Source organism: Shewanella electrica, from assembly GCF_022321485.1.
GTDB classification, from domain to species: domain Bacteria; phylum Pseudomonadota; class Gammaproteobacteria; order Enterobacterales; family Shewanellaceae; genus Shewanella; species Shewanella electrica.
In genome coordinates this window covers 83,469-96,886 of record NZ_JAKOGG010000001.1, presented here as the reverse complement: position 1 = coordinate 96,886, position 13,418 = coordinate 83,469, and the positions used below count along the sequence as shown (strand labels likewise).

The window sequence follows — 13,418 nt, the reverse complement described above, 5'->3', positions numbered from 1 at the left end:
TGGGCGCGGTTCAATGTGACAACATCAGCCTCAGACACGACGTACTAGACAAGTCGACCACCGAAAACCCACACATTAATCACCGACAAAATGTAACTAATTATGTCTGAGTCATTACAGAGTTTTTATCAAAAAAAAGCTCGCCCAAAAAAACTTGCGTAGAAAAACCAATGCAAATTAGCCGCGCGATCAACTCGCTTACATCCACAATGGATCGCCAGCCAGCCCCCATAAACCCAACAACTCCACACGTGACACAGCGCACACTTTTACCATTAATTTGCATCAGATCAACATAAGAAGCATCAACGCTGCTGGCCCATCGATTTTAGCATAAGCCATATATTTGTTTGATTTATGTTATTAAGTTTCATTTAAACAACACGTTATACGCATTTGTTCGTTTACTAAATAAGGCGTACGGTAAAAAAGTGAGAAAAAACAACGGATGTTTTTCGTTGTTTAGTGTCAATGCGGAGTGACTAACTTGAATAAAAAAACAGAGACTAAATCTGAGGCAGCATTAAATCGTCGGCACTTTCTAGCATCAAGCATGGTGCTGGCAGGTGCAGCCATTCTTAGCCCAGCTATCGCGTGGGCAGATGCAGCATCACTGACCAAAGAACAGCAGGCTTTCAGCCAACTGGCACACTTTATTACCGGCAAACCTCAGCTTGATGAAGTGATAATCCAACGGGCATTTGATTGCCTAACGGCAGGGAATAAAGCGTTTTTGCAACAAGCAGAAACGGCCTTTAACGCCATCAAACAAGCGGGCTTAAAAAGCGCCGATGATCTCAACGGCCACGCACTAATGGATAACGCAGAAATTGCCGCAACACTGAAGCAGATCAACTCAGCGTTTTACCTCGGTTATACCGGCACACCGATTTCAGCCCGCGCCAACGACAACACCCAGTTTGTGACCTACACCGATGCGTTGATGTACCCACCAACCGCCGATGCCACCGTTATCCCTAGCTATTCACGCGGCCACACTAACTACTGGGTTAACCCACCAGCCTCCCTCAAAAAATAACAACAACATCAAAAAGACTAGAGAGAAATTATGAGCAATGAATTTGATGCTGATGTCATCGTCATCGGCTCGGGTGCGTTAGGTAGCAACGCCGCCTACACCCTGGCTAAAAAAGGTAAATCGGTCATTATTTTGGAAGCTGGCGAGAAAATCCCGCGCTGGAAAATCGTCGAGAACTTCCGTAACTCGTCCAAAAAAGAAAACTACAACTCGCCGTACCCGAATGAGCCTTGGGCGCATCATTCGTACGACGAACAATATATTGAAAACACCGGCTCGTTTGAGTTGCGTCCTGGCATGCTGAAACTTGTGGGCGGTACCACTTGGCACTGGGCCGCGGCGGCATGGCGTTACATTCCGAACGATATGAAACTCAAAACCCTGTACGGCGTGGGTCGCGATTGGCCGATGGAGTACTCAGAACTGGAACCTTACTACCTAAAAGCAGAATTGGCCTTGGGCGTATGTGGTTCCGACACTGAAGACCAAAGCGGTCAAGGCGGCGAAGCATGGCCACCACGTTCAGGCAAATACCCAATGGAACCAGAAGGTGAAACCTACCTGTTCCAACGCCTGAAAGACCGTATTGGCTCTGCTGGTTTCAACTTTATCCATGAGCCAAACGCCCGCGCCACTCGCGCTTACGACACTCGTCCAGCTTGCTCTGGTAACAACAACTGCATGCCAGTATGCCCTATCGGCGCGATGTACAGCGGTAATGTGCACGCACAACATGCTGAAGATGAAGGCGCGAAGCTGATCACCGACGCCACCGCTTACAAGCTGGAAAAAGGCCCGAACGGTGACATCGTGGCGGTGCACTATCGCAGCTCAAAAGGCGATGATGTGCGCTTAACGGCTAAATACTTCATCGTGGCAGCGCACGGCCTTGAAACGCCAAAACTGCTGCTGATTTCTGATGTAGCTAACTCGTCTGATCAAGTCGGCCGTAACCTGATGGATCACACCGGCATGGGTTTGACCTTCCTCGCTGATGAAGAAGTTTGGATGGGCCGCGGCGCAGTACAACAAGGCGGTATCTTTAACCGTCGTGATGGTGAATTCCGCCGTGATTACGCCGCAGTAAAACACGCCGTTAGCAACGGTGTACCGAACATGAAAGTCGCCCGCCGCTTGATTGAGCAAGGCGTATTTGGCCAACAACTGGATGAGCGCCTGCGCGATGAAGCCTCACGTTGGGTAGAGATCTCCACCGTGTTTGAAATGCTGCCGCACCAAAGCAACCGTGTTGAAGCCAGCACCACCCGTAAAGATGCGCTCGGCATTCCGATGCTGAAAGTGCACTACGATGTGGATGATTACGTTAAAGCCGCTAAGCCATATGCCTCCGCAGACTTTGCCCGCTTTGTAGAACTGATGGGCGGCACCGTGATTGAAGATGATACTGGTTGGCAAAACCGTGACCACCTGATGGGCACCGTCATCATGGGTGATGATCCAACCGACTCAGTCGTAAACCACGAATGTCGTACGTGGGATCATAAGAACTTGTTCTTGGCGACCACTGGTGTGATCCCAGCCTCTGGCGTGATCAACCCAACCTTGACTGGCGTAGCGCTGAGCATCCGCGCCGCTGAAATCATCGACCGCGAAATCTAAGCAGGAGACTTTTATGAAATTTTCATCCACCCTGCTGTTCGCCGCAGGTCTGGTATCTGCCAGCGTGATGGCCGATGACGCCCATGATTTAATCAGCAAAGGCCAGTACCTTGCCACTGCCGCTGACTGCGCCGCTTGCCATAACGGCACCGACGAGCAACGTAGCGCCTTTGCAGGTGGTTACACCATCGACTCACCGATGGGCAAAATCATCGCTAGCAACATCACGCCATCAAAACAGTTTGGTATTGGTAACTACACCGAACAGCAATTTGCTGATGCGCTGCGCAAAGGCATTGCTGCCGATGGTAGCCACCTTTACCCAGCGATGCCGTACACCGCCTACCAAGGCTTGACCGATGCTGATGTTAAAGCGCTGTACGCTTACTTTATGCAAGGCGTAAGAGCCGTTGATAAGGCACCAACAGAGAAAACCGAACTGGCGTTCCCGTTTAGCGTGCGTCAGGCAATGTTTGGCTGGAACCTGCTGTACACCGATGCCAAGCCATTCGAAGCACCGCAAGGCATGGCGGCTAACGTTGCCCACGGCAAATATCTCAGCGATGTACTGGCGCATTGTGGCACTTGTCATACGCCACGTAACGCCATGATGGCCGAAGACAACAGCCAATACTTGGCGGGTGCAGCCTTGGGTGGTTGGTATGCACCGAACATCACTTCCGATAAAGAAAGTGGTATCGGCAACTGGAGCCAACAGCAGTTAGAGCAATACCTGAAAACCGGTAGCGTGCCGAATCTGAGTCAAGCGGGCGGCCCAATGGCTGAAGCCGTTGAACACAGTTTCCGCTTCCTCACTGATAGCGACATTCGCGACATTGCCGCGTATATCAAACAAGTGCCAGCGATCAGCACTGCCACCGCTAAGGTGCGCGCCAATGCGACACCTGCACTAACAAACATCAACGAGGTGATCACCGGCCAAGGCGAGCAAAAAACACTGGCTGACAGCAGCACCGTTGATGGCGCCAAACTGTACGACAACGCCTGTGCTAGCTGCCACGGCCGTAACGGCCAAGGCACTGCTGATCACTTCTACCCAAGTTTGACCAGCAACACCGCCGTAACGGCCGCGTTGCCAAACAACTTGGTAATGGCTATCAGCCACGGCTTGTCACGCAAAGGCAACGACGTTGATGTATTGATGCCAGCCTTTGGCCGCGATATGAGCGATGCGCAAATTGCTGCCGTGAGCAACTATGTACGGCTGCACTTTGGCAATATCGACGATGGCCTAACCGCCAAAGACGTAGCCAGCATCACCAGCGGTGGCCCAGCGCCATTCTTGGTGCGCTACATCAACCTGTTGATGGCGCTTGGCGCGATTATCGTGCTGGCAGTGCTGTTCGCACTCTTCCGCCGTAAGAAGCACTAAGCATTAGCTACGCTATAAACACAAAAGGCGAACCGTTTGGTTCGCCTTTTCATTTGGTGCCATTTGCTAGTAAACAGCTATCAATTCGATGCCGTCTCGGCGCGATTACTGGCGTAGATGAAGTACAACGCAATGGCTAAACAAACCACCGCCAACACCCGCGGCCACGAAAATGGCATCACGTTGTTGCCAAGCCAGCCGAAGTTATCAATCAGCATACTCATGGTCAGTTGCCCAAAAATCACCGCCACGGTGGCCACCGCCGTGCCAATACGTTGCACCGCAAAAATCATGATCAGAATATACGGCACCCCACAAAATGCGCCCAGCAAGCGCCACTTAGGCACCTCCATCAACGTCACGTCATGTGGCTGCTCAAAAAACAGGATCAGCAATACAGTGATCATCGCGCCGATAGAAAAGGTCAAAAAGGCAGTTTTCAACACGCCTACTTGGCTGCCTAAGCGACCATTAACTGTCGCCTGAATACTCAATAAACAGCCGCCGATAACCGCCAGCAATACCATTAATAAAATCATGCTTGGCCTCCCGCAATCAGCGCCAGTGCAATACAGATAAATACCAGCGCAATCATCCGTTGCTTGTTCACCGGACGACGTTCAACACCCAACCAACCAAAATGGTCAATCAGTAGACTCTTGCCGACTTGCCCCGCCAACACGCTGATCATCATCATCGCAATCCCAATTTTTGGCGCGGTAATGGTTAGAATCACCACATAGCCAACGCCCAAAATACCGCCGGTGAGTGTCCAACCGGGTTGCTGAAAAAATGAGGGCGTTTCGCGTGGGCTAAAAAACAGCATCAGTAGAAAAGTCAGTATGGCACCCACACCAAAAATACTCAGTGTGGCCCACAGATCACCGACGGCGACGCCGAGCGGCCCTAACAGGCCCGCCTCAACTGACAGCCCCATGCCGCCAGCAATCACCATTAAAATGAGTAGTAGCTTCATTAAGCGCTCCTTATTTTAGAGCGCGTAAGGTACGCCATGCTACACTTCGCAAAAACCACACAGATAGCTAAACACTTTTTCATGATACGCAAAGATAGCCAGCTACAAACCATCAATGCTCGTAACCTTGAACTGTTTGTCGCCGTATATGACAGCGGCAGCTTTTCAGTGGTGGCGCGGCAACTCAATAGCTCGCCATCCACCATCTCCCGCGCCATACAGCAGTTGGAAGATGCCTTGGGACAACAGCTGTTTTATCGTAATACTCGCGCATTGGTGCCGACAGAAGCGGGCCGCATGGTAATCAATTACGCCCGCAATACCGTGGAACAGTTGGATGAGTTGCATGCCCAGTTGCAAGCACAGCAACAGCAGTTAGCAGGCGTGATCCGCATTAATGCGCCGATAGTGTTCAGCCAGCGCCACATCGTGCCATGGTTAAAACCTTTAATGGCGCGTTATCCGCAGTTGAGTGTGGAGTTGCAACAAACCGATGATTTTATCGATCCACTGCAACACGGCACCGACCTCACCTTTCGCATTGGCCGCCTGAATGATTCGCGCCTGCAAGCCCGCATTTTTGGTTATCAGCATTATCACCTTGCCGCTAGCGCAGCCTACCTAGAACAGCATGGACAGCCCACATCGATAGACGCACTGCAACAGCACGATTGTTTGGTGTATCACGGCAGTTATGGCCTCGAAAAATGGTATTTTGCTAAACCACAGCAACCGTGGCAGACCTTCCCACAGCGGGTAAAGTTTAGCGCCAACAATGCCGAGAGCTTGTTGCAGGCGTGTTTGGATGGATTAGGGTTGGTGATGTTCCCCGATTGGCTGATTGGTGAATATCTGCAATCGGGGCAACTGCGCGCGGTAATGACAGATCATCAGTGGGGCATTTCGCTAGAACAACAAAGTATTGCCGCCATCTATCCCGCCGCGAAATGGCCGTCACAAAAGGTGCGGGCGGTGATCGACTTTTTCGCCGAGCAATATGGTGAACCGCCCTATTGGCAATATAAGTAGCGAGATTAGCGACTTACATGAAAGTTCATTGTGGAAAATGCTGCCCGGCAATCACCGCACTTTCTAGCTCAAAGGTATCTTTCTGCGTCACCATTTTCACCGGAACGCCCGACTGTGCCGCGAACCAATGCGACGCATGAAACGTTTGGCTTTCGCCGCTCGCATCGGTGACTTCAGTGATCTGCTCAAAATGGCACGTAGAAAACTCACCAGCGGCGACAGTGAGCGGCTCCATCCCCACAAATGTCCAAGTAAATTTCAGCTGATTACCGCCGCCGCTACCGTCAAATTTGGCGGCAACCGTCTGGCTAAACTGCTCTCCCACGCCCAAGTTAAACGGCATCACTTTGGCTGGCGTATGTTCAATATACTTGTCACGGCCATTTTCACGCCACACCACGGCTAACTCGCGCCGCTGCAATTGCTGCTTATCAAGCTGGTACTGGTAGGTGGATATCGACGGGTCGCTGTATTTGGTGGCGGCATAACTTTCCTGCTCGCGCACCACCGGCTGCCCGTTAAAATTATCTGGCGCTGGCATGTAATAACTCAACATGGCTGAGGTTTTAGGTGATACCAGCCGATATTGATTCCCCTCTTGATATAAATCTGCATTAAAGCAAGCTTCCGCCGTGGTTTTTGCCATGGATTGCATGGGTAACACTGCTGCCGCCAATAACCCGATTAACGGCAGCACACGGCTATGTTTGATGCGCATCTAATTGTCACTCCTTGTGATCATTGCACTATTTTGCTGGAAAATGTTGGTCGCCAATTTTGGCATCCACCAACTGCATGACTTGATCGCCACGCTGCTGTTTCACGATAACGCCCAAGCCTTTGGCAATCCACTGATGGCCGACATACTTATCGGTGCTGCCATCAGCTTCGGTGGTATCGACTTCAATTTTAAAGTGGCAGGAGTCAAACTTGCCAGCCGTTACCGATTGTTGCTCCATGCCCACAAAGGAACGCTTAAATTTAACCGTGGTCTCTTTAGCATCAGGGTTAGCTTCGCTCATCGTGAACGTTTGTTCATGGCTCTGCCCAGGTTGCAGATTAAACTGCTGCTCCTGCGCGGGCTTGCTATAAACCACACTTTCTTTTCCGCCTAATGCCATCAGCATCGCGGGTTGGCGAATCTGGTAGTTGGCACTATCGAACTGATAATAGAAAGTGTTGGCTGGCATATCATCATCCATCTCAGTGCCAGTGATGGTTTGGTGTAGCTGGGACACCGCCTTACCTTCAAAATCGGTACTACCCGGCATAGTGAAATTAAACGCTAATTTCTCATCAGTTACAGAGCGCAATGTATAACGATTGCCCGCCTGGTACAGGTCAGCGTTATAACACACAGCGGCACTGTTTTGCGGTATTTTCGCAGGTTGGTCGGCGCCGCCACAGGCAGCTAATAACAAAGAAAGGCTTGCTAGCGCGATATGTTTAGGCTTCATTCCATAAATCCCGTTCAGTTCAAAATTGCACGCTAACATACACAAACGGAATAGCACTTGAACCATGCGTGCCGTTTGCCATCATCGCAGCTATAGCCATTTGAATCTCAGCACCTTTGATAACATAATGCCCCGCGTTAAACATTAGCCGCCATATACTGTTATCAAAGGGACCCGATGAGAGATTTCGAAAAAGACATCAAACTCGCCATTGCAATCAATCAGCCAGAATCGATTCGCACAGCATTACAGCAATATCAACACCACCTGCGCGCTGGCACCGCCTTTGTTGGCCAATGGTTCGATATTGAATTTGTTGCCACCGAAGCAGACGGCAGCCAACGGCCGTTGCAATTTAGTGACATCACCGATGGCAACATGCAAAACATTGCCGAGCTAGCGCTTAGCAAAGGCAGTGACGATATTAGTTACCTCAAAGACAAGCTAATTAAGCCCGATGACGAAATCTACATTTCTGAGATCTTGTTCTTTGCCCTCGCGCTGCAATATCCGCAGCTCAAAGATGACATCGTCGCCACCGCCGAACTGATCGTAGCTTATGCCCGTTACTGCAATAATACCGATGTGATGTGGGTTGATAGTATGCGCCTGTTTGGCACCGAAGCACTGTTCATGCTCGCCTGTGTTGATGTGCAATATGTGACGTTACTCGCCAAGTTTTACATTCATTATTGGGACGAAGAGCATACCCATGGCTATGAGGAATTTCTCAGCTATTTTGTGCAGCAGCATGGCTGGAGCCGCCAACTAATTAATGCCTTTGTACACTGTGACAACAGCTACTACCGCATACACATGTTCGTCCATCCTTGGCAAAACGGCTGTCTTAACCAACCTATCGGTGAATATTTACGTGAACATCCAGCAGAGTATCGCTGGTTTAAACACGCACTGCGCCAACGTTTGTTGACCACGCCTGTGACCATTGCCGAAAACGTCGACCTTGAAACTGAAGTCAAAGTCGTTCGGGAAATATTTACCACCTTATTTAGTGCGCAAGAAGGGATTGATAGCGAACAAGCCTTTTGGCAACAACCCATGGTAGATGGCACCTTGGGCGATGAAGCTGACGCACTAGAAGCTGAGATATTAGCCCAAGCCCAGCGCCCAATTGCTTGGCATCACGCTGAAGCCCCTGCACAGCTGTAATCGAGATTTAACTTCTAGCCGCATTCGCAACGGCTTACAGGAATTGAGATTTACAATAACCGTTAACCGCTCTGGCTAGCGGTTATTGTTTACCGTCATGCAGCAGGTTAATACCGCACGCCTGCAACAGTTTTTCGATAACAGTCACCAATACGGCCAGCACCGCGATAAAACTGTATAAGCCTGCATTGCTTGCCGTCCACTGGCCGATAAATGACGTTGGCGCAACATAACGTGCCGCAGTTGCTGCGACACACAGCAGCACAAAAATCGTCACGACCACGCCAAAGCGTTTGTTAATAACGCCAGTCAAAAACGTATTTGATGAACACTTACTCAGTCGCCGCCCCAGCATCAACCCCGGCACCAATAACACCACTGCCAGCACCAAGATCGCCGCACCAACGGCAAAAAACGCTTGCCAATCCATGTGTACTTATCCTTGTTACTCAACCGCTTTAACGACACTTAGCAGCCAGCATCATCCCGTTAGCGCGCGTGAACAGCCAAAGAATGTAACCAATTGCTTAATCCGCCGCACGGTACGCTAGGCGCTCAAACGAAAACGCCGTTGTTGCAATCAGCAAACAACGGCGCACAAATACTTTCAAGAATACCGCCTATTGACGGCTAGACGGGCGATGTGATGCGGCGAAGCGATACTCTTTAACTAACCAACTGCTCAACCAAGATCCCGCCGACAACAATACCAACACCAGCAAAACTGACATCGCACCCACGGCTAAAAACGCTTCCCAATCCATGCATCAACCCCGTTTTTATCGCTCATGAACGAGCATTAAGTTTGCAGTAATTTTAAGCATTTCACGCACAAGTGCTGCCACCGCCGTCACAGAATATAAGTAAAAAATGAAACTTCCTCTGCTAAGGCTGGCTAAGCGAAAATGCTATTTGTTCGCATTCTCTTTTCCATAGTTCAACCAGCTCAAGTCGCTGCTCAATCGCAAATGCGCATGTTATCGAGACAACGCGCTCTTTTTCTAACTTGTTAGAAAATGTCTTGTGACAATGACTTAGTAAGTAAATCATGAACTTAAACTAGGACAGGCATGATTTTCTGAACCAACGAAGAAAACAAAAAACAAATACCAGCAGGATATGACTGATACATCGATTTACAGCCAGCAACTTAAATGAGGACAGGCATGATTTTCTTTACTAACGAAGAAAACAAAAAACAAGTACCAGCAGGATATGACCGATACATCGATTTACAGCCAGTGTTCTCCCTTGATGGCATCTACTGCACCACCTCCAATCAGGACAGGCACAACATACATTCGGAAAAACCTAACTTAGGACAGGCACTACTTTCTTATTGCCGACCGAGTCACACTTCCGTTACTCTGGACTTATCACATGGAGTGATCTGAGCTTATACAACAAGGAGTGTTGTTATGACCGTTGCCCGCCGACGTTTGATTGATGTTGAATCTACCCCTTACTACCACGTCATTAACCGTTGCGTCCGTCGCGCATTTTTGTGTGGTGAAGATGCTGTAACAGGCCGTAGTTATGAGCATCGACGCGAATGGATAGCCACTAAAATCCGTCAGCTTTCTGCCATCTTCTGTATCGATATTTGCGCCTATGCAGTGATGAGTAATCACTATCATCTCGTGTTAAAAATTGATGTTGCGAACCAACGAGCGCTGACCACAGCAGACGTAATCGAACGCTGGACGCAGTTATTTCACCCGCCGATGTTAGTTGCGCAATTCTTGAAAGGTGAAAAACTTGATAAAACGCTGCAATTACAGCTGGATGGTTTAGTTGAAGAATGGCGAAAACGCCTAGCTGATATTAGTTGGTTTATGCGCTGTCTCAATGAAGGGATAGCCCGCAAAGCCAATAAAGAGGACGAATGCACAGGTGTATTTTGGGAAGGTCGCTTTAAGTCTCAAGCGCTACTCGACGAACAAGCGCTACTAACCTGCATGATGTATGTGGATTTAAATCCAATTCGCGAAGGGATTGCCGACAGCATCGTGACCTCCGATTTCACCTCAATACAAGCGCGTTTGAAAGAGCAACAGCATCAAAAGCTAATAACAAATGCTGCGACAGCCACCGAACAGAAATACACACCTCAACGTAATACCAGCGTATCGTTAAAACCGCTATTACATTTTGATGGAGCAATGCAATCAGCCACCCAAACAGGTATTCCCTTCCACTTTGCTGATTACCTCGAACTGGTTGATTGGACTGGTCGTACTATTCGGCCAGATAAACACGGAGCTATCGCTGATGCCGTTCCCAGCCTCTTACTACAATTAGGGATCGCTAAGGATGCGTGGATGCATAGTGCCACCGAATTCCACAAACAATATGCCCATGCTTGTGGCAATTGGGCAGCAATGTGTGAATTCAAAGCCCGCCAAGGTGGCAGGTGGTGTAAAGGCAAACAATACAGCAAAGACCTATATCAGTAACACCGTTCTCACCTGTTCGTTCACTAATGATGAAGCTCTAGCGAACTTCATCGACCACGTATATTCAAAATCCGCCATCAGTTAGCTATCAGCCATTGCGATTCACAAAAAGAAGCCAAATCAGCTTCACTTTGCATCAAACGACAATAGCGCAGACCCCCGCAGAAGAAAAAAGCCACCAAGCAATGCTCAAGCAATACCGTGGATGTCCTGATTTTTCGTGCGTTCCTATGGGTTTTACCCATAGATCTCTTTTTTAAAGTTAATGCCTGTCCTCATTTTCTTTTAATTTTTTGCCAGTTGGTTACGTTTTAGAGTTTATGCCTGTCCACATTTTTTGTTGATTATTTTTTGTTGAATAACTGAGGGGGAATCAGTCAGATGTTCTAGTGCGAGATAACAACCGTAGCGGTGACATCGTTTGCTCAAACGAGTATGTTACTCAATTCCAACATAAATATATTTGCTTGTTATCTGCCTTATGCCCAACAAAACCTGCGCCCATAGCGCTTTAGCGTCTATCTTGCTGCTCATTGCTGGCTGTGCGTCAGCGCCGGATAGTGTGCCGTTATCAGATCAAGACTATTGCGCAGTGCCGCCAACAAGTACCACACAAACACTCTCTGAATTTACCGCGCCCTACGCCAATGAGATGCAGCACAAGACCGGTGTTTATGTATTAGAGCAAGGCACAGAGGCAATGATGTCGCGGGCTTGGCTAGCCGAGCGGGCGGAGAAAACCATCGACGTACAATACTTTATCTTTTCCATTGATAACGTAGGGTTGATTGCTACCGACTATTTAGTACGAGCGGCTGAGCGCGGCGTAAAAGTGCGGGTATTGGTGGACGATATCATGTTGGAAGCGCGCGGCGACGAGCTATTAATGTTAGACGCCCACAAAAATATCGAGATTAAAATCTACAACCCCAACGTGAACGTGGGTAAGAATATCGTGCAAAAGGTTACTGCGCTGCTGACCGATTTTCACGGCATCAACCAACGCATGCACAACAAGGTGTTCCTAGTTGATCAGCAAGTTGCCATTACCGGCGGCCGCAATATTGCCGATGAATATTTTGGGTTCGACCACGAATATAACTTTAGAGACCGCGACGTTTTTCTGGCCGGTAAAGCAGTTCAGTCAGTGGAGAACTCCTTTGAGCAGTATTGGCAAAGCAGCCTCAGCGTTTCCATTGCAACCCTGTTTGATAATCTGCCCTACCCGGTAAATCCTGAATTTTCGCGGCTACATTCCTACGCCTGCAACCCCGCCAATTTCAGCCCTGAGATTAGGGCAGAGATTGAAGACGTACCCGCCACCTTCCAGCAGCTTGCGGATGAAGGTAAGTTTTTATTTGTCGATAACGTGGAATACGTGGCTGACATACCGGGCAAAAATGACCGCAGCCATTTCCTCGGCGGCGGCAGCATCACCAACGATAAATTGGTCGCACTGGCTGAAAGCGCCAGCGACAGCATTGTGATTCAAACGCCCTATCTGATTACCACCAAAAGCGACCGAGCATTCCTGCGTAAATTGGTTGAGCAAGGTATCAGCATTAAAATTCTCACCAACAGCTTAGCCTCCAACGACAACCTAGAAGCGTTTAGCGGATATCAACGCAACCGAGCCGCATTATTAGCTACCGGCGTAGAAGTGTATGAATTCAAACCCGACGCCAAAATCAGGCAACGGGTGATGTCGGAGCACATGTACAAACGCTCACCCACCGTGCCGATTTTTGGCCTACATGCCAAAACCATGACCATTGATAACCACATCACCGTAATTGGCACCTACAACTTTGATCCCCGTAGCGCCAACCTGAATACTGAAAGTATCACAGTGATTGACTCACCCGAGATTACCCAAGAGGTAAAAGCCTCCATGCTAAAAGAGATGGAAGCCGACAACGCATGGCAGATCACCAAAGACTTTAACCCCGACAGCGAGGAGAGTTTATCCAAGCGCATCGGGGTGAAATTACGCAGAATTGTGCCGAAGAATATTTTGTAGTTGCGATTGGGCTGAGGTGAATAACAAGGGTAGACAAGACAAATCAACATCGGCTTTCAATGATTTGTACTAGCTCAATCTTCGCGAGGTAACGTGATAAAGCGACCTTGGCGAGCTCTAAACTCAATGGCCATGCCATTTTACCTAAGCTGAACGTACTTGGCCGTACTACTGCCTAACGGAAAGTAGAAAAACAAGACCTCCCCACTAATACACTTCATCATTTCACTAATAAAAATTATTTAGAAAGACCAAATA

The 13,418-nt window shown here is 49.0% G+C and carries 13 protein-coding genes; 7 read left to right on the top strand and 6 right to left on the bottom strand.

What is annotated here, in order from left to right; all coding sequences use genetic code 11:
* Positions 1–487 precede the first annotated feature (487 nt).
* Genes L9G74_RS00365 through L9G74_RS00355 form a run of 3 tightly spaced genes read left to right on the top strand, consistent with a single transcriptional unit; the run spans position 488 to position 4,052 of the window.
* Complete coding sequence (locus L9G74_RS00365; protein WP_238894192.1) at positions 488–1,039, top strand: sugar dehydrogenase complex small subunit; 552 nt, start codon at positions 488–490, stop codon at positions 1,037–1,039.
* A gap of 30 nt (positions 1,040–1,069) precedes the next feature.
* Complete coding sequence (locus L9G74_RS00360; protein WP_238894191.1) at positions 1,070–2,659, top strand: GMC family oxidoreductase; 1,590 nt, start codon at positions 1,070–1,072, stop codon at positions 2,657–2,659.
* Between the two features lie 13 nt (positions 2,660–2,672).
* Positions 2,673–4,052 (top strand): c-type cytochrome, encoded by a 1,380-nt coding sequence (locus tag L9G74_RS00355; RefSeq protein WP_238894189.1) that lies wholly within the window; start codon positions 2,673–2,675, stop codon positions 4,050–4,052.
* 80 nt (positions 4,053–4,132) lie between these two features.
* Here L9G74_RS00355 and L9G74_RS00350 read toward each other — a convergent pair whose 3' ends face one another.
* Positions 4,133–4,591 (bottom strand): DMT family transporter, encoded by a 459-nt coding sequence (locus L9G74_RS00350; protein ID WP_238894187.1) that lies wholly within the window; start codon positions 4,589–4,591, stop codon positions 4,133–4,135.
* Positions 4,588–5,028, bottom strand: coding sequence for a DMT family transporter (locus L9G74_RS00345; protein ID WP_238894185.1), 441 nt, complete (start codon positions 5,026–5,028; stop codon positions 4,588–4,590). Before L9G74_RS00345 ends, L9G74_RS00350 begins: the two co-directional genes overlap by 4 nt.
* Before the next feature lie 81 nt (positions 5,029–5,109).
* Between L9G74_RS00345 and L9G74_RS00340 the strand changes: the two genes are divergently transcribed.
* Positions 5,110–6,057 (top strand): LysR family transcriptional regulator, encoded by a 948-nt coding sequence (locus L9G74_RS00340; protein ID WP_238894184.1) that lies wholly within the window; start codon positions 5,110–5,112, stop codon positions 6,055–6,057.
* 25 nt (positions 6,058–6,082) lie between these two features.
* Here L9G74_RS00340 and L9G74_RS00335 read toward each other — a convergent pair whose 3' ends face one another.
* Both L9G74_RS00335 and L9G74_RS00330 read right to left on the bottom strand, forming a co-directional pair.
* The gene (locus tag L9G74_RS00335; RefSeq protein ID WP_238894182.1) at positions 6,083–6,775 is read right to left on the bottom strand and encodes a hypothetical protein; all 693 of its coding nucleotides are present in this window, start codon (positions 6,773–6,775) and stop codon (positions 6,083–6,085) included.
* Positions 6,776–6,803: 28 nt separating this feature from the next.
* Complete coding sequence (locus L9G74_RS00330) at positions 6,804–7,514, bottom strand: TapB family protein (RefSeq protein ID WP_238894180.1); 711 nt, start codon at positions 7,512–7,514, stop codon at positions 6,804–6,806.
* A gap of 177 nt (positions 7,515–7,691) precedes the next feature.
* Between L9G74_RS00330 and L9G74_RS00325 the strand changes: the two genes are divergently transcribed.
* Positions 7,692–8,684, top strand: a complete 993-nt coding sequence (locus tag L9G74_RS00325) for a DUF6138 family protein (RefSeq protein ID WP_238894179.1) — start codon at positions 7,692–7,694, stop codon at positions 8,682–8,684.
* A gap of 82 nt (positions 8,685–8,766) precedes the next feature.
* On the opposite strand, the gene L9G74_RS00320 is transcribed toward L9G74_RS00325, so the two are convergent.
* Positions 8,767–9,114 carry a hypothetical protein gene (locus L9G74_RS00320; protein WP_238894177.1) on the bottom strand — a complete coding sequence of 116 codons (348 nt, stop codon included), beginning with the start codon at positions 9,112–9,114 and terminating at the stop codon, positions 8,767–8,769.
* A 190-nt stretch (positions 9,115–9,304) separates the two neighbouring features.
* Complete coding sequence (locus tag L9G74_RS00315) at positions 9,305–9,448, bottom strand: hypothetical protein (RefSeq protein WP_238894175.1); 144 nt, start codon at positions 9,446–9,448, stop codon at positions 9,305–9,307.
* 654 nt (positions 9,449–10,102) lie between these two features.
* Between L9G74_RS00315 and L9G74_RS00310 the strand changes: the two genes are divergently transcribed.
* Both L9G74_RS00310 and L9G74_RS00305 read left to right on the top strand, forming a co-directional pair.
* Complete coding sequence (locus tag L9G74_RS00310; RefSeq protein WP_238894174.1) at positions 10,103–11,140, top strand: transposase; 1,038 nt, start codon at positions 10,103–10,105, stop codon at positions 11,138–11,140.
* Positions 11,141–11,621: 481 nt separating this feature from the next.
* Positions 11,622–13,160: a phospholipase D family protein gene (locus L9G74_RS00305; protein WP_238894172.1), complete on the top strand. Its 1,539-nt coding sequence runs from the start codon at positions 11,622–11,624 to the stop codon at positions 13,158–13,160.
* Positions 13,161–13,418: the final 258 nt, after the last annotated feature.

Excerpts from the sequence above, each read along its gene's own strand:
- L9G74_RS00360 (WP_238894191.1), top strand. The coding sequence starts at position 1,070 with ATGAGCAATGAATTTGATGCTGATGTCATCGTCATCGGCTCGGGTGCG.
- L9G74_RS00355 (WP_238894189.1), top strand. The coding sequence starts at position 2,673 with ATGAAATTTTCATCCACCCTGCTGTTCGCCGCAGGTCTGGTATCTGCC.
- L9G74_RS00350 (WP_238894187.1), bottom strand. The coding sequence starts at position 4,591 with ATGATTTTATTAATGGTATTGCTGGCGGTTATCGGCGGCTGTTTATTG.
- L9G74_RS00345 (WP_238894185.1), bottom strand. The coding sequence starts at position 5,028 with ATGAAGCTACTACTCATTTTAATGGTGATTGCTGGCGGCATGGGGCTG.
- L9G74_RS00340 (WP_238894184.1), top strand. The coding sequence starts at position 5,110 with ATGATACGCAAAGATAGCCAGCTACAAACCATCAATGCTCGTAACCTT.
- L9G74_RS00335 (WP_238894182.1), bottom strand. The coding sequence starts at position 6,775 with ATGCGCATCAAACATAGCCGTGTGCTGCCGTTAATCGGGTTATTGGCG.
- L9G74_RS00330 (WP_238894180.1), bottom strand. The coding sequence starts at position 7,514 with ATGAAGCCTAAACATATCGCGCTAGCAAGCCTTTCTTTGTTATTAGCT.
- L9G74_RS00325 (WP_238894179.1), top strand. The coding sequence starts at position 7,692 with ATGAGAGATTTCGAAAAAGACATCAAACTCGCCATTGCAATCAATCAG.
- L9G74_RS00320 (WP_238894177.1), bottom strand. The coding sequence starts at position 9,114 with ATGGATTGGCAAGCGTTTTTTGCCGTTGGTGCGGCGATCTTGGTGCTG.
- L9G74_RS00315 (WP_238894175.1), bottom strand. The coding sequence starts at position 9,448 with ATGGATTGGGAAGCGTTTTTAGCCGTGGGTGCGATGTCAGTTTTGCTG.
- L9G74_RS00310 (WP_238894174.1), top strand. The coding sequence starts at position 10,103 with ATGACCGTTGCCCGCCGACGTTTGATTGATGTTGAATCTACCCCTTAC.
- L9G74_RS00305 (WP_238894172.1), top strand. The coding sequence starts at position 11,622 with ATGCCCAACAAAACCTGCGCCCATAGCGCTTTAGCGTCTATCTTGCTG.